We start from the raw sequence: 26,108 nt of genomic DNA on the forward strand, positions 1-26,108 counted from the left end.
GACGGCAACCACCAAGCTGGTGCTCCCATACTGATCGCACCCAGGTCAGTCGTGGCCGTCTGCTACCGTTCGATATAAATGGAACGGCCCGCGCAAAGCGCGGGCCGTTCTGCTTTCCGGCGATCCAGGTCAGTTCGGCCAGAGATCTTTGTTGGCGGCGCGGAATGTATTGATCTGCTTCTGCGCCTCTTCGCGGGCAATGCCATAGCGTTCTTGAATCCGGCCCACCAGCTGGTCCTGATGACCCTCCAAGGTCGTGATGTCGTCGTCAGTGAGCTTGCCCCACTGCTCCTTCATCTTGCCCTTGAGCTGCTTCCAATTGCCGGCGATCTGGTCTTGGTTCATGGTCATCTCCTCGATAAGTGGCAGATGCTGACTAAACCCGCTGTCGCGGAAACAGTTCCGTCAATCCAGCAAAGCGCGCAGCATCCAAACAGCCTTTTCATGCTGATGCAGGCGGCTCGTCAGCAGATCCGCGGTCGCAGCATCACCGGCCGCATCGGCCGTCTCAATCAGTTCACGAAAAGACCGGGATACGGTTTCGTGGTCAGCGATCAGCTCTTCGATCATCGCTTCACCCGACTTCGCCCCTTCGCTGTCCGGAATTTGGCTCAGGGCCGAGAATTGACGAAAGCTAGCCGGTGCAGGGAACCCCAAGGCCCTGATGCGCTCGGCGATGACGTCCACCGCGTCGCCAAGTTCTTCGTATTGCGCTTCGGTCAGCTTGTGCAGGCCATAGAAATGAGCGCCGACGACATTCCAATGAAAGCCCTGCGTCTTGAGATATAGCGCGTATGTGTCGGCGAGGGCGCGGGCCGTGCCATCTGCCACCGCCTTGCGGTCGGCATTCTGGATTCCGGTCTGAACGTTTTCGAGATGGGCTGTCGCCTGCAGCGCTTTTGCACTCATGATGGAACTCCCTTTTCGGATGAAAAAACCTCGTCGGCGAAATAGCGACGACGATATGTGGATCAATGGGACCGCTTCATCCGAGTTCCCAACGCTCTGGGGGACACCTCCCTGCCTGGAGAGAAACCGAGGCCGGCCAGCGGTGTTTACCTCCGCAAGAACGGGACAATCATGCACGGTCGCGAAATGCGGGATTTTCTTCCAGGAAGCAGCTGTCGGCGAACAAAATGCCGAAGGGGAGGCAAAAATCTCTCTTGGCAATGGCTGTAACGCTGGCATTGCCAAAATAGTCGGGGCAAAATGACAGCGTTAACATTCCAGCCAGCCCTGGGCGCATCGCATACAGGTCCCCATGCAACGTACAACGCTTATTTCACAACCGTTCGACATGATCGTTTTCGGCGGACGGGGCGATCTCGCCCGCCGCAAGCTGATTCCGGCGCTTTATCACTTGGCGCGTGAGCAGCGGCTGCCGGACGATGGCCGGATCATTGCCGTTTCGCGGGGCGCGATGGAGCGCGATGCGTTCGTCAAAATGATGCACGACGATTGCATCACGCACTCTGGCAATGGCGCCGACGACACGCAGTTCGACGAGGCGTCCTGGGCGCGATTTGCTGAGCGGCTCACTTATATCGGTATCGACGCGACGGATGCCAAAAGCTATGGCGCGCTGATCGATCTTCTCAAAGGCCGCGAAGACGTCGTCCGCTCATTCTATCTTGCGACGGCGCCTGACCTGTTCGGGCCGATCGCGGCCAATTTGAAGGCGCTCAATCTTGTGACCCCAGCGTCGCGGCTGGTGCTCGAAAAGCCACTGGGCAAGGATCTGGCCTCGGCGCACGAGATCAATGCCGCCGTGGCGAGGGCATTTTCCGAGCCTCAGACCTATCGGATCGATCACTATCTCGGCAAGGAGACGGTGCAGAATCTGATGGTGCTGCGGTTTGCCAATGCTCTGTTCGAACCGCTGTGGAACCGAACCCATATCGATCACGTACAGATCTCTGTCGCCGAAACCGTCGGTGTCGGCGGGCGCTGGCGGTACTATAATGAATCCGGCGCTTTGCGCGACATGGTGCAGAACCATTTGCTGCAGCTCATCTGCCTCACCGCGATGGAGCCGCCCAGCACACTTGATGCCGACATGATCCGCGACGAAAAGCTCAAAGTTCTCCGCGCTCTGCATCCGGTTCAGGCCGATGAGGTGGCCGCCGCCACCGTGCGCGGTCAATACCGGGCGGGAACGGTCGATGGCAATGCCGTGCCCGGCTATCTCGAGGAATCCGATGCGGATTCGCGCAGCGATACCGAGACGTTCGTCGCCATCAAGATCGGCATCGACAATTGGCGCTGGGCGGGCGTGCCCTTTTATATCCGGACGGGCAAGCGGCTGCCGCAGCGCTCGTCCGAAATTGTCGTTCAGTTCAAGACGCCGCCGCATTCGCCCTACCCCGCTTCGGCGGGAACGATCCACCCCAACAAGTTGGTCATGCGCCTGCAGCCAGATGAAGGCATCCGCCTGATCATGCTGAACAAGGGGCGCGGCCCGGGCGAACTCAAGCTGCGGCAGACGGCTCTCGACCTCTCATTCGCCGAAACATTCGGCGGGCGGTCGCCGGATGCCTATGAACGCCTGCTCCTGGATGTCATCCGCGGCCGCCCTGCCCTGTTCATGCGCCTTGATGAATTGGAAGCTGCGTGGCGCTGGACAGACGGCATCTTGCAGGGCTGGTCCGATACCGGTCTTGCTCCCAAGCCATATGCCGCCGGCAGCTGGGGTCCCAATGCGGCGATCGCCTTGATCGAGCGCGATGGCCGCACTTGGCACGAGGACGATATTTAGTGCCCTACCGACCTGTCGAATGCGCCGATCGCGCGACGATGGCCGGGAGGGTTGCCCAAGCAATCGTCGACGATCTGCAATCCGCGATCGAGTTGCAGGATCGAGCAAGCCTCATCGTACCGGGCGGAACGACACCGGTCGCTGTCTTCGAGCAGCTTGCGGAGGTCCCGCTGCCCTGGAACAAAGTCACGATCATCCCTTGTGATGAACGTTGGGTTCCCCTCGATCATCCGGACAGCAACGAAGGATTGATCCGGCGCCATCTCTGCCGGGATGGGGCGCAAGGTGCGTCGATTCTGAGCCTCTATCGCAATGGGCTCGAACCGGCGACGGCGGTGGCGCAAGTGTCGGCTGTTCTCGCTGCGGTCCCTCGGCCCTTTTCAAGTGTTTTCTTAGGCATGGGCGAAGACGGGCATTTCGCCTCGCTCTTTCCGGGCCGGCCCGAGACACAAACCGCCCTGTCCCCGACCGGGACTGCGGAAATCATGACTCTGTCTGAACCTGCCAAGGGCCATCAGCGGATCGGTTTGACGCTAGCCGCACTTTTGCAGTGCCGCAGAATCCTCTTGGCAGTGAGCGGCCAGGAAAAACGGATGGCGCTCAACCGGGCCATCGACAATATCAACACGGATACCTTTCCGGTTTCGGCGCTGTTACGCCAGCAGCGGACACCGGTCGAAATCTTTCTAGGCGCATGAGGCCCAACATGCATCCCATCATCGAAGCGGTGACTGACCGCATCCGCGCGCGCAGCAAAGCAAGCCGTGCCCGCTACCTGAAGCAGATCGATGCCGCCCGCGGCAAGACGGTCAAACGCGCGCATCTTTCCTGTGGTAACCTGGCGCACGGTTTTGCCGCCTGCTCCGCCACGGAAAAGGACGCGCTGGCCGGTTCGACACTTCCCAATCTCGGCATCGTTTCCGCCTATAACGACATGCTGTCGGCCCATCAGCCGCTCAAGGACTATCCCGAGATCATCAAGGAAGCTGTTTCCGGTCACGCGACGGCACAATTTGCGGGTGGCGTGCCGGCCATGTGCGACGGCATCACGCAGGGCCAGACCGGCATGGAACTGTCTTTGTTCAGCCGCGACGTAATTGCCATGGCAACGGCCGTATCGCTGTCGCATGACATGTTCGATGCGGCCCTGATGCTGGGTGTCTGCGACAAGATCGTGCCCGGTCTGCTGATCGGCGCGCTCAGTTTTGGGCACCTACCCACTGTCTTCGTCCCCGCCGGCCCAATGCCCAGCGGACTCCCCAATGCCGAAAAGTCCCGCATCCGCCAGCTTTACGCCGAAGGCAAGGTTGGGCGGAAGGAATTGCTGGCGGCGGAATCAGCCTCCTATCACGCGCCCGGCACCTGCACGTTCTACGGAACGGCCAACAGCAATCAGATGCTGATGGAGTTGATGGGGCTGCACATGCCTGGCGCCGCCTTCGTCAATCCCGGCACGCCGTTGCGTGCCGCATTGACGGCAGCAGCAGCTAAACGCGTCGCCGCTGCGACCGCCCTTGGCAATGACTACCGGCCCATCGGCGAGATCGTCGATGAAAAGGCGCTGGTCAACGCCATCGTCGGACTGGTGGCAACGGGTGGATCGACCAATCACACCATTCACCTGATTGCCGTGGCTGCTGCGGCAGGCGTGCGCCTCAACTGGCAGGATATATCCGACATCTCTGCCGTGGTGCCGCTTCTATGCCGCATCTATCCGAACGGCCAGGCCGACGTGAATCATTTTCAGGCCGCCGGCGGCTTCGGGTTTCTGGTGCGTCAGCTTCTTTCCGCTGGACTCCTCCACCGCGATGTCAAGACTTTGGTCGGCGACGACCTCGGCGCCTATGCCCAGGAGCCCTATCTTGAGGGCGATCAGCTGCGCTGGCGCGAAGCGCCGGCCCAATCGCTTGACCGCGATGTCCTGCGTGCCGCCGACGATCCCTTCGCGCCGGACGGCGGCATCCGCGTCCTCGAAGGCAATCTGGGCCAGTCCATCATCAAAGTATCAGCGGTGAAGCCAGCCCATAGGGTGATCGAAGCCCCGGCGATGGTTTTCGCCTCGCAAGGCGATGTGCAAAAGGCCTTCAAAGAAGGGAAGCTGCACAAGGATGTCGTCGTGGTCGTCAAGGGTCAGGGTCCGCGCGCCAACGGTATGCCGGAACTGCATCAATTGACGCCGGCACTGGGCGTGCTGCTCGATCTGGGTTACAAGGTCGCCTTGATCACCGACGGGCGCATGTCGGGCGCATCGGGCAAGGTGCCGGCTGCGATCCATCTGTCGCCGGAAGCCGTTGCCGACGGACCGATCGCGCGCATCCGTGACGGTGACATCATTCGCCTGGACGCGGAGAACAATCAGTTGACGGTAAAGGCAGACGATTTCGCGGCCCGAAAAGGTGAGATACCCGACGTGACCGACTATCAAGCTGGATGCGGGCGGGAATTGTTCGCCGGATTCCGGGCCTTGGTCGGCGGTGCCGAGAACGGCGCGGCGAGCTTCGGCTGGGATGCAATTGTATGACCGAACCGATTTCATTGGTTGCCGATATCGGCGGCACCAATGCGCGCTTTGCCTTGCGGCGTGGCGGCGCTGTCGGTGTCGAGCACATGAAGACACTGTCGGCGCGCGATTTTCCGGACATCTCGGCGGCGATCCGCGCCTATTTGGCCGAAGTCGGCGCCCAGCCCGTCGAAGCCTGCTTTGCCGTCGCCTGCCCGGCGCGACACGATTTCATCGAATTCACCAATTCTCCCTGGCGTTTCTCCCGCGGTGAAACAGCGCTTGCCTTCGGTTGGCGGCGTTTCGTCACGATCAATGATTTCGAGGCGCTGGCGCTCGGCGTGCCGCATGCGCAGCCGACAAGCCTCCAGATGGTCCGCAAGGGCATTGCCGATCCCGCCGGCGCCCGCGCGGTCCTCGGCCCCGGCACCGGGCTGGGTGTTTCCGGATTGGTCTGCGATGGGCATGGAGGCTGGATCGCCCTGGCTGGTGAAGGCGGCCATGTGGGCTTTGCCCCGCAAGATGCGTTCGAGGTCGACCTGCTGCGCCATCTGCAGGCGAGATTTGGCCGCGTCTCGTGCGAGCGCCTCCTCTCCGGTGAGGGGCTGGTGAATATCTATGAATTCGCTTTGCTGCGTGCCGGCAAGGAAAGCGAACGTCCGACCCCGGCTGTCATCACCGCACGTGGCATCGAAGTGGGCGACCCCATCGCCGCCGAGGCATTGCAGCGCTTTTGCGCCATCCTCGGCTCCTGCGCGGGCGACCTTGCCCTCATTCTCGGGTCGACCGGCGGCGTCTATATCGGCGGCGGCATTGTGCCGCGCCTGCTCTCCCTCCTGCCTCGAACTCAGTTTGAAGAGCGATTTGCCAACAAAGGAAGGCTATCGTCACTTCTAAGTGACATGCCTATCTACGTCATCCTCGACAATACGCTGGCACTTCTCGGTGCGGCCGCCACTCTTTCGCAGGGGGAAGCATGACACCTATCGCACAATTGATCCGCCAGGCGCGGGCGATTCCCGTCATCGTCATTGACGATGTAGAGGATTCATTGCCGCTTGCCCGTGCCTTGCAGGCCGGCGGCCTTTCCAGCATGGAGATCACGTTGCGCACGGCCGCCGGTCTCCAAGCCGTCGCTCGCCTGCGCGGCGAAGTAGAAGGCCTGTCGGTCGGGGTCGGCACGGTGCTGTCGGTCGAGGATTTGAAGCGTGCCCATGCTGCCGGCGCAGATTTCGCCGTGAGTCCCGGCTTTGCCGAGGACCTAGTCAAATGCGCGCTGGATCTAGACCTGCCCTACCTGCCGGGTGCCGCGACGCCGGGCGAGGTCACGCGCGGTCGCATGCTGGGCCTCGATGCCTTCAAATTTTTCCCTGCCGCAACTTTGGGTGGGCCGGCGACGTTGAAGGCCTGGGGCGACGTGTTCCCCGACAATCATTTCTGTCCGACCGGCGGCGTCTCGCCTGACAATGCAGGTGACTATCTTGCACTGCCGCATGTGGCGGCGGTCGGTTCGTCCATGCCCGCGCCACGTAAAATGGTGCAGGAACGTAAGTGGGAAGAAATTCGCGCTCTATCCCATCAATTCGTCGCGTCGACACATCTGAAATGATCGCCTATGGTCTGTTTTCCCGAGGGTTGGGAATGGGATCGAGGGCACCTTGGCGGAGAATAGCGGCTACCAGCGCATTGTTGGGCTGGACTTCCTGAACATATGTACGCCACGAATTCGCCGTGCGTATGAGTATTGGGACAGCAAGCGGCACGGTCGCCGCATGCCTGCACGTGCCGATATCGACCCCAGCGAAATTCGCGACCTTCTGCCGGGGATCATTCTCATCGACGTTGCCTATGATCCGCTGCGCCTCACCTATCGGTTGGTCGGCACGGACGAAGTCGAGGCGCGCGGTTATGATCCAACCAGCAAGGACGTGCGCGAACATGTCTTTGCGGTCACACCGGATTTCGGCTTTGAAACCTATTCCACCGCAATCCGGGAACAAACCGTCGTCTTCGATCAGGAGCCCTGGTCGGCCCCCAATCCGCGCCTGTGCGAGGTTGGATCGCTGGTCATGCCGCTGTCGAACGACGACGAGACCGTGCACATGCTGATGGCCTTTTGCGACTATCGCCGGGCCTAGCCGATCCGTCAGTTCTTTTTCTTCGGCACGCGGAACAAGGTCTGCTCCAGATCCATGCCGAACTGGGCATCGAACAGGCCGACGCGAACCTGCTGGTTCTTCTGATCGACGACTGTCCATTGCCGCAACTCGAGCGGCTTGTCCCCCAACTCCAGGATAACCTTGCCCTCCTCGGCGTCGTCGGTCTGCCGGATGGTCAGTTCGAAGGCGGCCGGTGAGCGCTTGAAGGCCGTCACCGTGACATCGCCGCCCAGTTCCACATCGTTGCGCAGCAGGAACCAGAGCGGTGAGGAAGATACAGGCACTCGGTTGATCTGATCGAGCTCCGGGTCGTAATAGTGAAGAGAGACGCTGTCCGAGACGATCAGCATCGGTGAGGGCGGATCATATTCGATACGAATGAAGCCGGGCCGCTTCAGGTAGATGCTGCCGAAGGCGATCCCGCCATTCTCGGAATATTGCTGGAACTTGGCCCGCATCGTCGTGATGCCGTTAAGATAGTTCTGGATGCGGGCCAGGTCCGCTTCGTCCTGCGCCGTCAGATTGGCGGGAACGGCGCGTGCTGCCGCCGGACGCGCCAGGGCACCCAAAGCGGTCAGCAGTGCAACGGAGCCGGCCGCTGCCAGAAGTTGACGGCGTCCAATGATCGTATCAGTCAAGATATTCAAGCCTTTCGATTAGTCGTCCAGCCCGCGCGCAAGTACTTCGCGTTTGCCGACATGGTTGGCCTGGGAGACGACACCTTCCTTCTCCATCCGCTCGACGATGCGCGCGGCGCGGTTATAGCCGATCTGCAGGTGCCTCTGGACGAAACTCACCGACGCCTTCTTCTCACGCGTCACCACGGCAACAGCGCGGTCGTAGAGTTCGTCGCCCGAGCCGCCGCCCGGTTCACCGTCCAGATTGTCGAAACCGCCACTCTCTTCGTCATCCTGGGTCACTTCCTCAATATAGGCCGGCTCGCCCTGCTCTTTCAGGAAGCGGACGATCGATTCCACTTCGCGGTCGGATACGAACGGTCCATGAACACGGGTGATACGGCCACCATTTGCCATATAGAGCATGTCACCCTGTCCCAACAGTTGTTCCGCCCCCATTTCACCAAGAATTGTTCGGCTGTCGATTTTGGTCGTGACGTGGAAGCTGATGCGGGTGGGAAAATTCGCCTTGATCGTGCCGGTAATGACATCGACCGACGGTCGCTGCGTCGCCATGATGATATGAATGCCCGCTGCACGTGCCATCTGTGCCAAGCGCTGGATGGCCGCCTCGATCTCCTTGCCGGCGACCAGCATCAAGTCCGCCATTTCGTCGACCACCACGACGATGAACGGCAACGCCGTGAGGTCGAACGGTTCTTCCTCGTAGATAGGCTGCCCGGTTTCCGGATCGAAGCCGGTCTGGACCCGCCGGGTCAGCGTTTCACCGGCGGCCCGTGCCTGCTCAAGGCGCTGGTTGAAGCCGTCGATGTTGCGCACGCCGAGGCGCGACATGGCGCGATAGCGGTTTTCCATTTCACGGACGACCCATTTCAGCGCGACGATCGCCTTCTTGGGCTCGGTGACGACCGGCGAGAGGAGATGCGGAATGCCATCATAGACGGAAAGTTCCAGCATTTTCGGATCGATCATGATGAATTTGCACTGCTCCGGCGTCAGGCGATAGAGCAGTGACAAGATCATCGTGTTGATGGCGACGGACTTGCCCGAACCGGTCGTACCGGCGATGAGGAGGTGCGGCATGCGCGCGAGGTCGACCACGATCGGCGCGCCGCCGATATCTTTGCCGAGGACCAGCGCCAGCCGGCTCTGCGTTCCTTGATAGCTCTCATCTTCGATCAATTCGCGGAAGGCGACGACTTCCCGCTCGCGGTTCGGCAGCTCGATACCGATCACACTGCGGCCAGGCACGACGGCGATACGAACCGAGACCGCGCTCATCGACCGCGCGACATCATCGGCGAGGCTGACGACGCGGCTGGTCTTGGTACCCGGCGCCGGTTCGAGTTCGTAGAGAGTCACGACCGGGCCGGGGCGAACCTTGACGATCTCGCCTTTGACCCCGAAATCGTCGAGGACCGTCTCCAGGAGGCGGGCGTTCTTTTCCAGGCTCTCTTCATTGATCCGCTGCACGGCGAGATTGGCCGTGGGCAACGAGAGGATATCGACCGGCGGCAGTTCGAAGGCGCTCTCTTCCAGATCGAGTTTCGCCTGGCGCGTATCCTTGGATTTGGCCGGCTTCGGCTTTTCCTTTGCCTTGGCGGTTGGCGTCACGACCAGCTTCTCGGCATGATCGCGCCGCTCGTCCCTATCGGCATGGCGCGGGATCTCGATGGCAACGCGCGCGCGCTCGTTGGATTCACTGCCGAAGCGGGGCTCCCGGCGTTGGTGTTCGATTTCTTCGTCCGAATCCCGCTGCCGGCCAAAACGCGGCAGGGAGAATTTGAATGTGCGCGAAGTGCCGCCGAGGCCCGATCGGCCGCGATCGATCGCTTCGCCCATATTGCGGCCCATACGCGCAACGCCACGCCCGAACCGGACATAGCCGCCGATCCCGATGCCGAGGCTGAAATAGAGTGCCGTCAGGCCGACCGCGAGAAAACAAAGCGCCAGCAATCGACTGATCAACGCCGGATCGAGTCCAGCGAGATGGGCGACAATAGACGTAAGGCCACCGGCACCATCGGAACCCACCAATACCATATGACCCGCCAATCCACCCAGACCGGCGATCCAGGGCCATTCGCCGGTCCCCGGGAGTGCGGCAAAGGCCGTCGCCATCAGCAAGCTGGTGACGGGAAGCAACAGCAGCTTTACCCATGCCTTTCGCACCAGATGATCGCGCAGCAGCGCAACGCCCCAGGCCAGCAGAGCCGCCGGCGGCACCAAGGCAGCAAGGCCCAATCCCTGCAGCAGGAAGTCGGCGAAAACCGCACCCGGCGCGCCCAAGACATTGGCAACGGCCTGGTCGGTCGCCCGGTTGAGGCTCGGATCGGCACCATTCGCCGTGAGAAGTGCCAGCAGATAGAAGAGGCCGGCCAACACCAGCACGATCCCCAGCCCTTCCAGCAGCCGGCGCTGGATGAAGGCGGAAAATCCGCCCGACCCACCGAAGCCGAGGCCGCCCGAAACGGCGACGCCGCCGCGTGATGCGTTGGATGCCATGCTTATCGCCCCCTTGCCGATGCCAGCTTGTGGCCACCGGCATCAACCAATGACTTCAGGACTCCCGCCATGCGTTCCAACGCGCCGGCCAATTGCGCCGGTTCGTAGACGAGTGCGACGCGAATATAGGGCGCCCCGGGATTGCGGCCGGTCGCGTCGACACGTGCCATATAGCCACCCGGAAGAACCTTGATCGCCGCCTGGCGCCATAGTTCAAGGGCTGCCTTCTCGCCATCGCCGACATCGAGCCACAGGAAGAAACCGCCACCGGGCTTGACCTTGCCGAAGATCGGGCCCAGCGCTTTTTCAGCCAAGTCGAAGCTTGCCTGATAGCGCACACGGTTGGCCGTCACGTGCTCCTCGTCTGACCACAGCAAAGTCGATGCAGCAAGAACCGGCAGTGGCACAGCAACGCCACCATAGTTGATGAGCTGCGCCTGGCGCGAAATGTAGCGCGCGTCCCCCGCCACGAAGCCAGACCGCATGCCCGGTGCGCTGGAGCGCTTCGACAGCGAATGGAAGACCAGCAGATTGTCGCAAGAACCGCTCGCCTGGGCCGCTTCGATCGCGCCTGGCGGAGGTGCATCGGTATAGATTTCGGCATAGCACTCATCGGCAGCGATGAGGAAATCGTACTGCCGCGCCAGCTTAAGCCAGCGTTGCCAGAACTCCGCCGATGCCACGGATCCTTGCGGATTGGCCGGTGAACACAGATAGACCATCGCCGCTTCCCTCAACAGGTCGGCAGGAACGGCATCCGGATCGGGCAGGAACGAGGTTTCCGGACCGGCAGGCAAGAAGGCGGGCTCGCCGCCCGCCACCACCGCGGCCCCGGCATAGGTGTGATAGAAGGGGTTGGCCATCAGCACCTTCCCCTTGCCCTTCGGAGCGCCCCGCGCCACCGCGGACAGGGCGATGTGGAATAGCGCCTCGCGCGTCCCCGAAACAGGAACGATCATGCGCTCGGGGTCGACGAACCCAGGCTCGATGCCATAGCGGCGGACCAGCCAGTTGCGCACGGCATTGCGGAATTCGGCATTCCCCAGGGTCGGTGGGTATTTAGCCCACATCTCTTTGGCGTTCGCGATCGCGTCGGTGGCGAAGCTTGGCGGCTGGAATTGCGGCTCGCCCAGCGATAACAGCAAAGGCGTATTGCCACCCCCAGATTGAACCCCTTCGAGCAGCTTGTTGAGCCGGGTGAAGGGGTGAAATTGCGCGAGCGACTCGACGCGATCCTGATTCATTCTCGAAACCCTGGCCCGAAAGGGCAAAAATGCAAGCTACATCAATGGGCGACTCGGGCGCGACTCGGAAGCGACTCGCAGGAGTACAAACGGGCACAAGCCGGGAACGACACTAATCTCTGAAGAGTATACCATCAAGTCCTTGTATTCACGCAGATTCCAATCCACTAGGGCAAATGCCGTCGATGATCCTGATAGGTTCTCACTGCGTTCAATCTTCACTCAAAACGCAATTAACGTTGATTGTTTCACGTGAAATGAATATGCACTGTCTTTGCCCGCACCATGATACTGGGCCGGATCATTGCCGGAAGGGAGATTTTCCGTGCTGAGCGTTGCCGCCGTCGGTGAGTGCATGATCGAGTTCGCCCCGGACGGAAGGGGCGGCTGGCAGATGGGCTTTGCCGGCGACACTTTCAACACCCTGTGGACATTGCGCGCCCTCCTGCCGGGGGATGCCCAGGTCCAATATATCTCGGCTTTCGGTGATGACGATTTCTCGCGCCGTCAGATGGCGTTCTTCGGTGAGCATGGGATCGGCGTCGCGGAAAGCCCCTGCCTGCCCGGTGGCCGTCCGGGGCTCTATGCCATCTCGCTCAACGGTGCCGAGCGCAGCTTCACCTATTGGCGCAGCGATTCAGCAGCGCGCCATCTGGCCGACGATCGGGACCTGCTTGAAAGACGCCTCGTCGGTCGTCATCTCATCTACTTCTCAGGCATCACCCTTGCCATTCTGCCGCCGCCCAACCGCCCGCTGTTCACGGCCGCGATCGCCACGGCACGCGCATCAGGCGCGCGCATAGCGTTCGATCCGAACTATCGGGCCCGACTTTGGGAGACACCCGAAGCGGCAAAGTCCGAGATTGGCAACGCTGCCGCCCATGCAGACATCGTCCTCCCCACCTTCGACGATGAAAGAAACCTGTTCGGCGATCCTACGCCGGCACAGACGGCGGAACGGCTGACCGCCGCCGGCGTTCAGGAATGCGTTATCAAGAACGGCGCCCAACCGGCACTGCTCTGCGTGAACGGCAAGATTGACGCAGTGCCGGCCATTGCCGATGTGCAGGCCGTCGATACATCCGGCGCCGGTGATGCTTTCAACGGCGGTTATCTGGCGGCCCGGCTCCTTGGTCGAGAGCCGCCGGTAGCGGCCCGCCTTGCCCATCAGATTGCCGCTTCTGCGGTCGGAGTACGTGGCGCCCTAACGCCCGTAGAATTGTTGCGCAAGGCCTTTGCGACCGCTTAGGCCTGTCACAGCAACTTCATCGACTTGCGATGTGCCGGCAACAGGTGGGGGCTAGAGGTGCCATATGAGCAACCTTTCCCTTACCTACGCCAGCACCTTCGATTCGCCTCTGGCGCGCATGTCGATCCGGGCCGTCGAGATCATCACCGGTCAGCTACGTCTGAAGCGGCTATACGATCTCTATCAGGCCGAAATGGCTGGCTCGACTGACTTTTGGGAAGCCGCCATGCGCCTTCTCCAGCTGCAGCTCGACTATGATGCCGAGAAGCTCGCCCGGATACCGACGGACGGCCCACTGGTGATCGTCGCCAATCATCCCTTTGGCTTGGTCGACGGTTTGTTGATCGGCCACCTGGCCAATCGTGTCCGCAGCGATTTCAAGGTGTTGACCAACGCGCGGCTCTACCCGCCAGACGCCGACATCCAGCGATATATCCTGCCGATCGATTTCGATCCCGGCGCGGATGCCCAGGCGACGACCTTGAAGACCCGCGCCATCGCGCGCGAGCATCTGGCGCAGGGCGGCTGCCTGATCGTCTTCCCCGCCGGTGGCGTTGCGACCACGCCGACGCCGTTCGCCCGCCAGGCTGTCGACCTCGACTGGAAGCCTTTTACAGCGCGCCTCATTCACGGCGCCCGAGCGACCGTGGTCCCCATGTTCTTCCACGGGCAGAACAGCCGCCTCTTCCAGATCGCCAGCCATATCAGCATGACGGCACGCCTTGCCTTGTTACTGCACGAGGTTGCCAACAAGATCGGCAGCGACTTCCAGGTGACGATCGGCGAAGTCATCCCCTACGCAGAGCTCGCCCCCATGCGGGACCCGCAAGAACTCAGCCGCCATCTGCGCCAGCGCACCGAGTGGCTGGGGAACCCCGCCACCCGCCCAGGCGCCACCGGCATCATCGCCTGACGTTGCGCGGCTCTCACGCAGCCTGACGCTTGCCTTCCTTGCAATCGTAGTACCGCATCATCCACGGGACGAACCAATTGTTGCCGCGATAGAAGGGCACGGTCGGGAAGTCCCGGTCGGCAAAGACCGAGCGGACCGAGCCCGGCTTCAGGATGCGCTGGGCGAGGAGACGCCCGAAATGCGAGCCCATCGGCAAACCGGCGAAGCAATAGCCGGCGGCGAAATGGACTCCGTCATAGGTACCAAGATGCGGCAGCAGGTCGAAGCTCGCCGCACAGCGGCCGGTCCAGCTGTAGGACACGCCGAATTCTTTGAGATCCGGGAAGACGTCTTTCAGTTCCCCCATCAACCGGCGCGCCATCTCAGTCTCGTTGCTGCGCGTCCCGGTCTTCCCGGTATAGAGAATGCGTGACCCGTCCGGCGCCCGGCGGATCGCGTCAACGTTCATATAACTGTCGATATAGGTCCGGTCGTTCGGCAGCAATTGGTCGATGAGCGCACGGGGCAATGGATCGGTCGCCATCTGCCAGGCGTCAAAGGGTATGAGCCGGCGCTGCAACCAGGGCAGCAGCCCGTCCGTGTAACCGTTCGTCGCCAGGATCACGTCTCCCGCGGCAAAGCTGCCACGGGCTGTCGCGACATCAAACCCATGCCCATTGTTCTTCAACGCCGCGACGCGCGTGAAGGGATGCAGAGAGACGCCCGCCGCCAAAGCAGCCCGCACGAGTCCCGCGTGGTAGAGGCCGGGATGGATCGAGGCCAGATCAGGAAGCACAACTCCGCCGCAATAGCGCGGGCTGCCGATTTCCCGCGTCAGCGCGGGTTTGTCCAGAATCTCGAATGGCGAACCCAGATGCAGATAGCGCATTTCATATTCATGCTTCAGCGCCTCGAACTGCGCGGGCGTCTCGCCGACAACCAAGCGACCGTGTACCTTGAAGTCGCAATCGATTGCATACTCACGAACCGTGTCGGCAACGGCCTGGTACGCCGCCTGCATCTCGCGATAGGTGTCGATGGCCTGCGAGAGGCCCTTTGCCTTGACGAGATCTCCGAACGAGTATTTCAGCGTTCGACCGACAAAGCCTGAATTCCGGCTCGATGCACCAGAACCGATCGCGCCAGAATCAAAAACAGCCACCGAGCGCCCGGCTTCAACCAACTTAAGAGCAGCGATCAGACCGGTATAGCCCGACCCCACGATGGCAATATCGATCTTCGCCGGCAGTTCAGGCGCCTCGATGTCGGGGCGTGGTGCCGCTTCCCACCAATAGGGATCCGTCTTCATGAGTACGCTCACTTGCTGCTCCGTGCCTCCCGGTCAGCCTTCAGCCACCGGAATAGTTCCTCCATACGATCGGCGCGCAAGGCTGCGGCATCGCGTTTCGACCAATCATAGATTCCCGGCATGCCGCCTTTGTTCAGCAGGGCAGCCACTTTTTCCGGCGCCTGCTGCGCGGTCGAGAGATCCGGTATTAGCGAGTTGCCGAAGCTCACCATGGTGGCGAGCCCGCCGATATCGGCCGATTCAATCGGCCCGGTGATGTCGATCCGCCGACCGAACGAGGCTTTGACGACCGCATCGATCGCCTCGGCCGAGGCGATCCCATCCGCCCACAGCGCCCAGGCTTCGCGCAACAAAGCGAACTGCAGGCGATTGCCGATGAAGCCCTTCACTTCCTTTTCGATCACCACCGGTTCCTTGCCGGTACCGCGCACCAGCGCCACCGTGCGTTCCAGCACGTCGGGCGCGCAATGGGGCCCGCCGCAGATCTCGACCAGGGGAATGAGCTGGGGCGGATACCAAAAATGAGTGGCGATCACGCGCTGGCGATGTTTGACGTTGGCAACGAGCGCGCTTGCCGGCTGCCCGCTCGAAGAGGCGAGGATCGTCTCCGGCCCGCAAAGCGTATCAAGCTCGCCAAAGAGCTTGAGTTTGAGGGGGATATCTTCGGTGACCGCCTCGACGACCATCGCCGCATTCCGGGCCGCCTCAAGGCTCGTCCCGATGACAATCCGCCCGAGGGCCGCCTCAGCCTCGGTTGCCGTCAGCAATCCGTTGGCCGCGAATTCGGCGAGGCTAGCGGCAATCTTCTGCTTCGCGGCATCAAGGCTCGCCGCATTGCGCCCGATCATCGCCACCGGATGACCGGCAGCGGCAAAAATCTGCGCGACACCGTGACCGATGATCCCATTGCCAAGAACGGCAATCCGCTCCGAACCCATCCCCGCCTCCTGCTTCTTATTCGATTGTGCAGGAGGCTAGGATAGGTCGGTGCGTGCGGTCGAGCGGAATTTTAACTGGCGCGCACTTCCGAGATGAAGCCCTCGACCTCACGGTTGAGCGACTTCGCCTGCTCGGCCATCATTTCAGCGGCATTGAGCACGCCAGCCGCCGTATCGCGCGCCGACCGGACGGCATCTTCGACGCCATTGATGTTGTGCCGCACGGATTGCGTGCCGCCCGACGCCTGTTGTGCATTGCCCGAGATTTCCCGTGTCGCAGCCGATTGCTCTTCGACCGCGGCGGCGATCGAACTTGAAATCTCATCGATGCGTTCGATCGTGCTGGTGACGGTCGCCATCGCCTTCGCGACGTTCTCCGTCGATCCTTGAATCGCTTGGATTTCGACCGAAATCCCCTCGGTTGCCTTGGTCGTCTGGCTGGCGAGCGCTTTCACCTCGTTGGCAACCACGGCGAAGCCCTTTCCCGCTTCACCGGCACGCGCCGCCTCGATCGTGGCGTTGAGTGCCAGCAAATTGGTCTGCTCGGCAATCGCCGTGATAAGCTTCACCACCTCGCCAATGCGCTCCGACACGACGACGAGATTCTTCATTGTGTCGTTGGCCTTGCCGATCTCGCTCACGGCTGTCCGCGCCACTTCGGAGGAACTCGCCACCTGGCGGCTGATTTCGCTGATCGAGGCGGAGAGCTGTTCCGCGGCGGCCGCCACGGCGTCGACGCTGCCTGACGCATTGTCGGTGGCACCCGAAGCCTCGCCGATGCGCTGCGTGGCACCTTCCGCCACCTCGGTCATCGATTTGGCATGGGTCTGCAATTGCTGAGCAGATTGGGTGACGCTGTCGACCACGCCCTTGACCGAACGTTCGAAATTGTCGGCGAGAGATTTCATCGCCGCCTTCTTTTCCACTTCCGCGCGCTCGGCAGTGCGCTTTTGATCTTCTTCGAGCTTCAGCTTGTCTTGCTGTCCCTGTTTCAGCACGTCGACCGATCGCGCCAGTTCGCCGATCTCGTCGCCGCGCTCGACACCTGTCACGGCCGCCGCAAAATCGCCGTGTGCGACGTCGGAGGTCACTTTGGCGAGCGCCACGATGGGCTTGGCAATGCGGTTTCCGACCCAGGCGAACATGATGGCACCAAGGATCAGGGCGACGATGACGATGGCGACAATCGTGTAGATGAGATCATTGGCCTGCTTGAGAACCGTCGCAATGGGCACTTCGACGATCAGAGTCCAAATCTCGGTCGGCCCGACGAAGCTGATCGGTGCGAAGACGTAGAAATTGCCGCTGGCTGCATCCTGCACCAAGGTGGGCACGGTCGATTTGCTGGCAATGAAGGCGTCATACATCGCCTTCAAGCCCGTCTCAGGAGCAAAATCTTCCGTTTTGGGGACATCGGCGCCGCTGGCATCCTTGACCATCACGGGCACATCTTTGCCTTCGGCATTCTTCTCGGTCACGACCTGCACGGCGACAGTCTGCCCAAGGCGACTTGCATCAGGGACCGCTGCCCAGATGCCGTTGTCAGACAGCAGCATGACGCGGCCGGTCTCCATCGGCTTGATGGCGCCGAGAGTCTCCGTCAACTTCGTCAAGCGCATGTCGATCGTGGCTATGCCGAAACCTTTACCATCGGCCACCATCGGCACGCTGATCGTCGACATCAGCACGTCTTCGCCTTCGACCGGGTAGATATAGGGCGGCGTCAAAGTCGTGCGGTTGTTTTTCATCGGCGTCAGGTACCAGCCCTCGATCCCTGCCTCGATCGTCATGATGAGCGGATCGACGCCGACCGTCCCGTCTTTCTTGTTGTAATAGTATGGAACAAAGCGACCTTCGGCGTCCTGCTCCGGCGCGATACCCTTAAAGGCGGCGTCGTTGTTGTCATAGCCGTTCGGTTCGAAGGCAATTGTGGTACCGACAAAATTCTGGTGCGCATGGATAATGGGAACGGCCAACCCTTGAATTGCCGTGCGCGGCAACCCAGTTGCCTTGCCGCCTTCCATGGCGCGAGCGATGGTTTCCGCAATGTCGATGGCCGGTTGAATATTTCCGGTGACTTGCCGCGCTGTCCCTTCGGCGATGGCCGTGAGGTTGGCTGCCGCATCGCTCTTGGCTTGGTCGTATGCCATCCATCCAGCAACGCCACCGGCACCCAGGATGCCGATCAGCAGGACGACAATACCCGACAGCAGGACGCGCGCGCGCAAGCCCATGCCGCCGCTCTTCTTCGATGTCGACATGAACTTCCCCCCCAAACGATGGATGTCGCAAGTTTCGGAGGAGATGCTTAATCGAGAGTTAATATGATTTTTGCCGCGCCGCAGCAGCTTCGTTTGTCACACAAGATTCATGACCGGGATCGGTCAGTTTAGATCCAGTTGATGACTATCGCCTGAATACTCACACACGCCGCCCGGCGCGCCGGACTCGTCCTGGGAGTTGTGCCAGATAGAAGGCAGAAACAACGGCTTGTTCTTCTCGATCGGCGCTGTCGAAATGAGGCGCACCTGTTTGCCGTCCTGCGCCTGCGAGTAGACGATACCGAGACCGTAGATGAGTGCTGCTTCTTCGGGCCAAGTCAGTCGCAAGACCGTCACATCACGCTGCTGTTCATCCTTGCCGCTCCAACGGGTAACGGCCGGGAGAATGGCAGGCTTGCCAGCACCGACATTTACCTTGCCCTCCAGACTGACGCCGATCTGGTAGTAGATCTTTTCCGGCCCCTGTTCAGCATCGCCCTCGGGCAACTCCCCTTCGGCCGCAGTCCAGATTTCGACATGCGGTTCCTTGATCCAGGATTTACCGACGGCAGCCTGCTGCGCTGCCTTGGCGAGCGGGTCCCGAATCTGGATGAGGATGGATCGATTTGTCTCGGCTATGACCCGCATCTCCGCCGTCTCGGCATCATTCGACGGCTTGCCATAGATCAGGAATCCGTTGTTGCCGGCGCCGTTCAAGGCGAGGCCACAGCTTCCCAGCGTGGTGCCTTCGGACAGTGGGGATGGATCGACATCGAACGGCATCGGTACGGCATAGGCGGCGACCACGTCCGGCGTCGGGCGCGACTGAAGTGGCTGTGCAAAATCGGCCTCCACGGTGGGACAGCCAATCTCCGCGTCGCTCCAATCCTGGCGCGGCGCCGGTGCGAATGCACGAGCTTCGAGCTTGTTGCGGTCGACGATCGTCAGTTCAGCGGTCGATGGCGAGGCGCTGTGGTAGGAGCAGTCGCTTTCACCAATGAGGCGCAATGGCGACAATTGGAAGGTCTTGGAAGAATCCCAGCGCCACGCCGACCCACCTGACTGTGTATGTGTGAGGCGATTGTCGGCAATGGCGATGTCATCGTACCCAACCATGGCCGAGCCGTATCCGTCATTGCAGAGCGGCAACAGCTTGACCGGCTGCTCGCCATCGGCCAGCAGCCAGATCTCGCGACCACCGTCGCGCTTGTCTTCACTCCCCTCAAGCGCCGCGTCGGTGGACATGCAACCTTCTTCCGGAAAATATGCGGGCCTGTCTTCCATGCCGAGGACCAGATCTGCAATCCGCAATCGCTGCCCCTTGTCGCCCTTGCCGGCATCTGTGATCGATGTGATCTGGCAAGTGGCCCGGTCATAACACACAACCTTCTTCTCCTCCGGCGACAGGTCGGCAGCTGCCGCAGCGACGCAGAAAGGCGCCAGCATCAAGAAGGAGGTGCCAGCCGTGAGGAGAATGGCTTGTGCCGCTTGAAGGGTCTTGGTCACGATAACGATCCTGGGTTTCGGTTATGGGCTGAAATCATTTTTCAGGAAGAATGCTGCAGGAGGCCTTCCGCGACCGCCAAATCTTCCGGTGTATTTGTGTTGAAAAATGGGTCGACGACCCCGCCCGGAAGGTTCACCACGCTGCCGAAATTTACCGTCCGGGTGCGATGCCGGTCACAAAAGGCCTCGACCTTCCGAATGTTTTCGAGACCCAGAGCCCGGCGCAGATCCTTGCGCAGAGCGACGCGCCAGACCGCCACCACCGGATGCTTGCGGGCGTTGCTGGCGGCAATCGCAATTTGTGCACCCTCCTTCACCGCATCGAGCAGCCGCGCCGCGAGATCGGTTGGCAGGAACGGGCAGTCTGTCGAGACGGTCAGGATGTATTCCGTCCCCGGCCTTTGCACCGCCGCCCAATCCATGCCGGCCAGGATGCCGGCAAGGGGACCCGGCTGGCCGCCAATTTCATCGGCGATGACCGGCAGGCCGAATTTGGCAAAACGTCCAGGATCGCCGTTGGCATTGAGAATGAGTTCGCGAACCTGCGGTTTCAGTCCCTGAATGATGTGGCTTATCAGCGGTCGACCTGCCAGCAGACGCAGGCACTTGTCACCACCGCCCATCCGGGATGCCCGGCCGCCTGCCAGCAGGATAGCGATGAGATCGGTCGCGGGGCGCGCATATTTTGATATCTGGTCGCTCATGCCCCGGCATCATGGCGTGGCACGGGCGCGCTGAACAGGGTCAAGTCGGCTCGACGCAACGCCAAAACGACGAAGCGCGCCGACCCGAAGCGTTAACTTGGATCGGCGCGCTTGCCGGAGAGAAGCATGGGCCACCGGGCGTGCCGGCGGCGGAACCTTTAATCTTCCGAATCTTCCTTTTCGCCGCCCGCATCCATCATCGCACCCGCGACGAGGCCGGCATTGGCGCGGATCTTCTGCTCGATCTCCTTGGCGATCGGTGCATTGTCGCGCAGGAACTGCTTGGCGTTCTCGCGACCCTGGCCGATACGCTGGCCACTGTAGGAGAACCAGGCACCGGACTTCTCGACCACGCCGGCAGCAACGCCGAGGTCGATCAACTCGCCCATTTTCGAGATGCCTTCGCCATACATGATATCGAATTCGACCACGCGGAAGGGCGGGGCCAGCTTGTTCTTGACCACCTTCACCTTGGTCTGGTTGCCGACCACGGTTTCCTTGTCCTTGATGGCACCGATGCGGCGGATGTCGAGGCGCACCGAGGCATAGAATTTCAGGGCATTGCCACCGGTTGTCGTTTCCGGATTGCCGAACATGACGCCGATCTTCATACGGATCTGGTTGATGAAGATCACCATTGTCTTCGAGCGGCTGATCGAACCGGTCAGCTTGCGCAGCGCTTGGCTCATCAGTCGGGCGTGAAGGCCGACATGGCTGTCGCCCATTTCGCCTTCGAGTTCGGCGCGCGGCACCAGGGCCGCCACTGAGTCGACGACCAGGATGTCGATGGCGCCGGAACGGACCAGCGTATCTGCGATTTCGAGCGCCTGCTCGCCGGCATCCGGCTGCGACACGAGCAGATCGCCGACATTGACGCCGAGCTTGGCGGCATAAGACGGGTCGAGAGCGTGCTCGGCATCGACATAGGCGCAGGTGCCACCGGCTTTCTGGGCCTCGGCGCAGACCTGAAGGGCCAACGTCGTCTTGCCGGAGCTTTCCGGACCATAGATTTCAACTATTCGGCCGCGCGGCAGGCCACCGATACCCAGCGCAATGTCCAGGCCCAACGAACCCGTTGAAACGACTTCCGTTTCCACGGCCTGCTCATTGGAGCCCAAGCGCATGATCGAGCCCTTACCGAAAGCCCGTTCGATCTGCGACAGCGCGGCATCCAGCGCTTTGTTCTTATCCATATTGTCCTTGCCGTCCCTGTCCGTAATCCGCACGACGTTCTGCGACATCAGTGTCTCTCCCACCTTAGATCACAGCACCCGAACAGTGACAATTCGGCGCCGAATGAGCCTATATGTACATTCTTTGTTCCATCTGTAAAGGATTTAGATCGAAAAGAGAACGATTTCTCGATTTTTATTCTATAACAACAAGATATGGGATGCGCTATTCTATCGTATCAACAAGATCAGCCAATCGCACCGGTTTGCGGCGGACTGCCCACCTCATGCCGAATCGACCTGAGGCCAAGGCAGCTTTCCCCCACCAAGGCGCCCCGGAAAAGGCGCGACGCCTCGGTTTAAGGGCGGTCCCGGTTTACTATCCCCCCCTCACCTGCTAGAAACCGCGCGCTTTTCCAGCAACCATTTTCAAAAAATGACCAGGTTGACGCCATGAAGATCAACGGCAATGCCATTCGCCCCGGCAACATCATCGAACATCAGGGCCGCCTCTGGCGCGCCGTGAAGACCCAGCACGTGAAGCCGGGCAAGGGCGGCGCCTTCCTGCAGGTCGAGTTGAAGGACATCCGCGACGGCACCAAGCTCAACGAGCGCTTCCGTTCGGCCGACATCGTCGACCGCGTCCGCCTCGACGAGCATGAATACCAGTTCCTGTTCTCCTCGGGCGACGACTACACCTTCATGGACAGCAACACTTTCGAGCAGCTGACGCTGAATGCCGACATGATCGGCGAACCGGCGGTTTATCTGACCGAAGGCATGGTGGTGACGGTCGAAAGCTACGAAGGTTCGCCGATCTCCGTGACCCTCCCCGAGACCGTGGTCTGCCTCATCGTTGAGGCCGACGCTGTGGTCAAGGGCCAGACGGCTTCCTCGTCCTATAAGCCTGCCGTGCTCGAGAACGGTGTGCGCGTCATGGTGCCGCCGCATGTCGGCTCAGGCACCAAGATCGTCGTCCGCACGGCCGATTCCGAATATATGGAACGCGCGAAGGACTGATAGCGAAGATGGCCATCCGCTCCGCCCTTATCAACGTCATGTGCAAGGCGGCCGACAAGGCCGCCAGATCCCTGCGCCGCGATTTCGGCGAGGTGGAGCAGCTCCAGGTATCGCAGAAGGGTCCGGCCGATTTCGTCAGCACGGCTGATCACAAGGCCGAAAAGCTGATCAAGGAAGAATTGAAGAAGGGCCGCCCCAGCTTCGGCTTCCTCATGGAGGAAAGCGGCGAGGAGACGGGTTCCGATACCGATTCCCGCTGGATCGTGGATCCGCTCGACGGCACCAGCAACTTTCTCCACGGGATCCCGCACTTCTGCATCTCGATCGGCCTCGAAGTGAAGGGCGAGATCACGGCTGCCGTGGTCTTCGACCCGATCAAGGACGAACTCTTCTATGCCGAGAAGGGTGCCGGCGCGTTCCTCAACGATCGCCGCATCCGCGTTTCGGGCCGCAAGAACCTCAACGAAAGCCTGCTCGCGACCGGTATTCCCTTCCGCGGCCACGGCCATATCGACCGTTTCCAGAAGCAGATGGAAAAGGTGATGCGCGAAACCGCGGGAGTCCGTCGTTTCGGCGCCGCGGCGCTCGACCTCGCCTATGTGGCCTGTGGCCGATACGAAGGCTTCTGGGAGGAATTTCTCTCGCCCTGGGATATCGCTGCGGGAATCCTGCTGGTCAAGGAAGCGGGCGGCTATGTCAGCGACTTCAAGGGCAAGCCGGTCATCCTCGCCACGGGCGAGGTTTTGGCCACGAACAACACCCTCCACGCCCCGATTCAGAACCTGATTGGCCACTGAGTCCCGGCCGCAGCGCGGGCGGAGTCGGCCATTCTCCTGCTAACCACTTATAGCCACATGCTAAAGTGCTGGTTGTAGGGAGAAAATCGGATCGGCTATAGTCCTCGCCAAATTGACCCCATTTTTCGAGCGTGGCAGGCAATGATGAGCAAGAGAGCGCCCTCGGGTTTTAACCGATTTCTCCTGGCCGGCGTGGCGGCCATCGGCTGCTTCTATCTGCAACCGGCCCAGGCCCAGCAGGCCTACTATCTGCCACAGGCCAGCTCCTCGCAGGTAACGGTCAATTACGGTGCCCTCACCCCCTATGGCGGAGCGGCCTCGCCGACCACGCCGGGTGGCTTCCAGCCCTATGGCTATACCCAGGGCACGCGGTTGAGTTCGGCGCCGAAATCGGTCTTCACGCCCTATGGCCAGCCCGCCCCTGTGCAAGGCTTCGCGGTGCCGTCCTATGGCTACGCGGCGGCGCCGACGGTGGCGCCCTTCGTGGCCCCTTACGCCAATCCGGCCTTTGCCCCGGGCTATGCCGGCAACCGCACCGGCCTTCCCGCCAGCACGCCGACCTCGAACGGGTATCCGCAAAGCTATTTGAACGTCCCGGGCGCCCAGAAATATGCTGACGCCCAGCCGACCAAGAAAAAGCGGAAGAAGAAGAAATCGGCCGCCCCGGCCGCTATGCCGCCGTCGACACCCACCGCGACCGAAGAGGCAGCCGCCGCCAAGGTCGCCGCTGCCGAAGCTGTGTTGGAATCGGCGCCCGCCGCCGCACCTGCACCCGCCGCAACACCTGCACCCGCGCCGGAACCGCAGCCGGCCGCTGCCGCCCCGGCCGAGCCCGTGCCGGCACCGACCCCGCCGGCCGAGCCCGACTCGGTCCCGGCCAGTGTTCCTTCGCCTGCCCAAAATGCCCCTGCCACGACGACGCAGGCGGCAACTGAGCAGCCTGCCACCGAATCCACTGGGACTGAATCGACCGGCACCGACGCAGCCGCCACCGAAGCGCCAGCTGGCGAGCAGCAGACGGCCAGCGCCGAAGCACCGGCTGCAACCGCGCCGGATACCGGCGGCAACGCCGCTCTGCCGTCCGGGGCTACCCGGATCGTGTTTGAACCGGGCGCCGACGAGCTGCCACAGGGCGCCACCGCCAATCTCGATGCCCTGGCCGAGAAAATGCAGGCTGATCAGAATCTCAAGGTTCAGGTTCTGGCCTACAGCAGCGGCACGCCGGACGCCGAGAGCCAGGCCCGCCGCAAGGCGCTGGCGCGTGGCCTTGAGGTACGCAAATACCTCATCGGCAAGGGTGTCCGGTCGAACCGGATCGACGTTCGTGCCCTCGGCACCAAGGCCGAAGGCAGCCCGGCCGACCGCGTCGACATCGTTCCGTCCGCCAGCTGATGCGGTCCCTCGGGGCCGCCGCTCGCTTCGTCCAAAACTCGCTGAAGGGTGCCTGAATGAGCCGCCCGATCATGCAGTTGCTGGCAATGCTGGTCGGCCTCCTGGCCGCTATTGCCGTGACTGTGCTGCTGTGGGGTCCGATCTCCGTCGCCTACTCCCACAATCCAGCACTTAATACCGGCATTCTGGTGGTGCTCCTGTTTGGTATCGTCTTCACGATCTGGCAGGTCGTCCGGCTATACAGCGATATCGCCTGGATCGAGGACTTCCGCACTGGTGGATTTGCTCAAAGCTACAACCAGCCCCGCCTGCTGGCGCCGCTGGCGGCGATGCTGAAGGACAAGACGGGTCGCCTCAGCCTCAATGCCTCGACCCTGCGCTCGATCCTCGATGGCGTTCAGTCTCGGCTCGATGACAGCCGCGAACTGACACGCTACCTCACGTCGCTGCTCATCTTCCTCGGCCTCCTCGGCACGTTCTGGGGTCTTCTTGGAACGGTGAAAGGCGTCGCCGACGCGATCACGAACCTCCAGGTGTCGGGTGGCCAGGATGCAACGGTCATGTTCGACGCATTGAAGCAGAGCTTGGCCAAGCCGCTCTCCGGCATGGGCATCGCGTTCTCCTCGTCGCTTTTCGGCCTCGCTGGCTCGCTCATCGTCGGCTTCTTGGAACTGCAGGCAAGTCAGGCGCAAAACCGCTTCTTCAACGAAGTCGAGGATTGGCTGTCCGGCCAGACGCGCCTTGGTTCTGCTGGGACCGGTTCTTTTGCCGAGGTGGGCGATCAGCCGATCCCTGCCTATATCCAAGCTCTCCTTGAGCAGAACGCGGAAAGCATCAACGAATTGCAGCGCGTCCTGCAGCGTGGCGAGGACAATCGTGGTACCTCGGCCGGTGGTTTCAAACAGCTATCGGATCAACTCGCCGTCCTCAACGACCAGCTTCGCGCCCAGCAGCAGGTCACGGCGCGGCTGGCCGAACTGGCGGCCGCAGGCGGCTTCGGCATCGACGCCAACAGCCGCAACCATCTGCGCAATCTCGATGCGCATTTGACGCGCCTGTCGGATGAA

23 protein-coding genes are annotated in these 26,108 nt (G+C 61.6%); 12 read left to right on the plus strand and 11 right to left on the minus strand.

Annotated elements, in window-relative coordinates; all coding sequences use genetic code 11:
- Window positions 1-129 precede the first annotated feature (129 nt).
- The gene (locus ACE3PP_RS20730) at window positions 130-345 is read right to left on the minus strand and encodes a CsbD family protein (protein WP_374385202.1); all 216 of its coding nucleotides are present in this window, start codon (window positions 343-345) and stop codon (window positions 130-132) included.
- Window positions 346-405: 60 nt separating this feature from the next.
- The gene (locus ACE3PP_RS20735) at window positions 406-975 is read right to left on the minus strand and encodes a Dps family protein (RefSeq protein ID WP_374385203.1); all 570 of its coding nucleotides are present in this window, start codon (window positions 973-975) and stop codon (window positions 406-408) included.
- Between the two features lie 286 nt (window positions 976-1,261).
- Here ACE3PP_RS20735 and zwf point away from each other — a divergent pair, with 286 nt between their 5' ends.
- The 6 genes from zwf to ACE3PP_RS20765 are packed head-to-tail and all read left to right on the plus strand — an operon-like array spanning window position 1,262 to window position 7,393.
- The gene (gene zwf / locus ACE3PP_RS20740; RefSeq protein WP_374385204.1) at window positions 1,262-2,755 is read left to right on the plus strand and encodes a glucose-6-phosphate dehydrogenase; all 1,494 of its coding nucleotides are present in this window, start codon (window positions 1,262-1,264) and stop codon (window positions 2,753-2,755) included.
- Window positions 2,755-3,453, plus strand: a complete 699-nt coding sequence (pgl, locus tag ACE3PP_RS20745) for a 6-phosphogluconolactonase (RefSeq protein ID WP_374385206.1) — start codon at window positions 2,755-2,757, stop codon at window positions 3,451-3,453. The genes zwf and pgl overlap by 1 nt, the downstream gene beginning before the upstream one ends.
- 8 nt (window positions 3,454-3,461) lie before the next feature.
- Window positions 3,462-5,276 (plus strand): phosphogluconate dehydratase, encoded by a 1,815-nt coding sequence (gene edd / locus ACE3PP_RS20750; RefSeq protein ID WP_374385208.1) that lies wholly within the window; start codon window positions 3,462-3,464, stop codon window positions 5,274-5,276.
- The gene (glk, locus tag ACE3PP_RS20755; RefSeq protein WP_374385210.1) at window positions 5,273-6,235 is read left to right on the plus strand and encodes a glucokinase; all 963 of its coding nucleotides are present in this window, start codon (window positions 5,273-5,275) and stop codon (window positions 6,233-6,235) included. Before edd ends, glk begins: the two co-directional genes overlap by 4 nt.
- Complete coding sequence (eda, locus tag ACE3PP_RS20760; RefSeq protein ID WP_374385211.1) at window positions 6,232-6,864, plus strand: bifunctional 4-hydroxy-2-oxoglutarate aldolase/2-dehydro-3-deoxy-phosphogluconate aldolase; 633 nt, start codon at window positions 6,232-6,234, stop codon at window positions 6,862-6,864. Before glk ends, eda begins: the two co-directional genes overlap by 4 nt.
- Window positions 6,865-6,913: 49 nt before the next feature.
- Complete coding sequence (locus tag ACE3PP_RS20765; protein ID WP_374385212.1) at window positions 6,914-7,393, plus strand: PAS domain-containing protein; 480 nt, start codon at window positions 6,914-6,916, stop codon at window positions 7,391-7,393.
- A gap of 8 nt (window positions 7,394-7,401) precedes the next feature.
- Here ACE3PP_RS20765 and ACE3PP_RS20770 read toward each other — a convergent pair whose 3' ends face one another.
- From ACE3PP_RS20770 to ACE3PP_RS20780, 3 genes are read right to left on the minus strand one after another with little or no spacing between them, the layout of a single operon-like run.
- Window positions 7,402-8,052, minus strand: a complete 651-nt coding sequence (locus tag ACE3PP_RS20770) for an outer membrane lipoprotein carrier protein LolA (RefSeq protein WP_374385213.1) — start codon at window positions 8,050-8,052, stop codon at window positions 7,402-7,404.
- Window positions 8,053-8,070: 18 nt separating this feature from the next.
- On the minus strand, window positions 8,071-10,557 hold the full coding sequence (locus ACE3PP_RS20775; protein WP_374385214.1) for a DNA translocase FtsK 4TM domain-containing protein: 2,487 nt from the start codon (window positions 10,555-10,557) through the stop codon (window positions 8,071-8,073).
- 2 nt (window positions 10,558-10,559) lie between these two features.
- Window positions 10,560-11,801: an aminotransferase class I/II-fold pyridoxal phosphate-dependent enzyme gene (locus ACE3PP_RS20780; protein WP_374385215.1), complete on the minus strand. Its 1,242-nt coding sequence runs from the start codon at window positions 11,799-11,801 to the stop codon at window positions 10,560-10,562.
- Between the two features lie 325 nt (window positions 11,802-12,126).
- On the opposite strand from ACE3PP_RS20780, the gene ACE3PP_RS20785 reads away from it, so the two are divergent.
- Window positions 12,127-13,050: a sugar kinase gene (locus ACE3PP_RS20785; RefSeq protein ID WP_374385216.1), complete on the plus strand. Its 924-nt coding sequence runs from the start codon at window positions 12,127-12,129 to the stop codon at window positions 13,048-13,050.
- Window positions 13,051-13,114: 64 nt separating this feature from the next.
- The gene (locus tag ACE3PP_RS20790) at window positions 13,115-13,963 is read left to right on the plus strand and encodes a lysophospholipid acyltransferase family protein (RefSeq protein WP_374385217.1); all 849 of its coding nucleotides are present in this window, start codon (window positions 13,115-13,117) and stop codon (window positions 13,961-13,963) included.
- Window positions 13,964-13,976: 13 nt separating this feature from the next.
- Here the strand turns inward: ACE3PP_RS20790 and ACE3PP_RS20795 are convergent, their stop codons facing one another.
- The 6 genes from ACE3PP_RS20795 to recA form a co-directional block, all read right to left on the minus strand.
- On the minus strand, window positions 13,977-15,263 hold the full coding sequence (locus ACE3PP_RS20795; RefSeq protein WP_374385218.1) for an FAD-dependent oxidoreductase: 1,287 nt from the start codon (window positions 15,261-15,263) through the stop codon (window positions 13,977-13,979).
- Window positions 15,260-16,189, minus strand: a complete 930-nt coding sequence (locus ACE3PP_RS20800) for a 3-hydroxyacyl-CoA dehydrogenase family protein (protein ID WP_374385219.1) — start codon at window positions 16,187-16,189, stop codon at window positions 15,260-15,262. The genes ACE3PP_RS20795 and ACE3PP_RS20800 overlap by 4 nt, the downstream gene beginning before the upstream one ends.
- Window positions 16,190-16,260: 71 nt before the next feature.
- A complete protein-coding gene (locus ACE3PP_RS20805) occupies window positions 16,261-18,450 on the minus strand; it encodes a methyl-accepting chemotaxis protein (protein ID WP_374385220.1) in 2,190 nt (729 codons plus the stop codon).
- A 123-nt stretch (window positions 18,451-18,573) separates the two neighbouring features.
- Entirely contained in the window at window positions 18,574-19,956 is a 1,383-nt protein-coding gene (locus ACE3PP_RS20810; protein WP_374385222.1) for a hypothetical protein, read from the minus strand.
- Between the two features lie 41 nt (window positions 19,957-19,997).
- Window positions 19,998-20,660: a molybdenum cofactor guanylyltransferase MobA gene (mobA, locus tag ACE3PP_RS20815; protein WP_374385223.1), complete on the minus strand. Its 663-nt coding sequence runs from the start codon at window positions 20,658-20,660 to the stop codon at window positions 19,998-20,000.
- Window positions 20,661-20,818: 158 nt separating this feature from the next.
- Window positions 20,819-21,901, minus strand: a complete 1,083-nt coding sequence (recA, locus tag ACE3PP_RS20820) for a recombinase RecA (RefSeq protein ID WP_374385225.1) — start codon at window positions 21,899-21,901, stop codon at window positions 20,819-20,821.
- A 384-nt stretch (window positions 21,902-22,285) separates the two neighbouring features.
- On the opposite strand from recA, the gene efp reads away from it, so the two are divergent.
- The 4 genes from efp to ACE3PP_RS20840 all read left to right on the plus strand — a co-directional run.
- On the plus strand, window positions 22,286-22,852 hold the full coding sequence (efp, locus tag ACE3PP_RS20825; RefSeq protein WP_374385226.1) for an elongation factor P: 567 nt from the start codon (window positions 22,286-22,288) through the stop codon (window positions 22,850-22,852).
- 8 nt (window positions 22,853-22,860) lie between these two features.
- Window positions 22,861-23,649 carry an inositol monophosphatase family protein gene (locus ACE3PP_RS20830; protein ID WP_374385227.1) on the plus strand — a complete coding sequence of 263 codons (789 nt, stop codon included), beginning with the start codon at window positions 22,861-22,863 and terminating at the stop codon, window positions 23,647-23,649.
- 141 nt (window positions 23,650-23,790) lie between these two features.
- Window positions 23,791-25,041 (plus strand): OmpA family protein, encoded by a 1,251-nt coding sequence (locus ACE3PP_RS20835; protein ID WP_374385229.1) that lies wholly within the window; start codon window positions 23,791-23,793, stop codon window positions 25,039-25,041.
- 56 nt (window positions 25,042-25,097) lie between these two features.
- Window positions 25,098-26,108 (plus strand): MotA/TolQ/ExbB proton channel family protein (locus ACE3PP_RS20840; protein ID WP_374385230.1); only part of this gene is annotated, 1,011 nt, incomplete at its 3' end.

Origin of the sequence: Dongia sp., assembly GCF_041910485.1 — a bacterium.
In the GTDB taxonomy this organism is placed as follows: domain Bacteria; phylum Pseudomonadota; class Alphaproteobacteria; order Dongiales; family Dongiaceae; genus Dongia.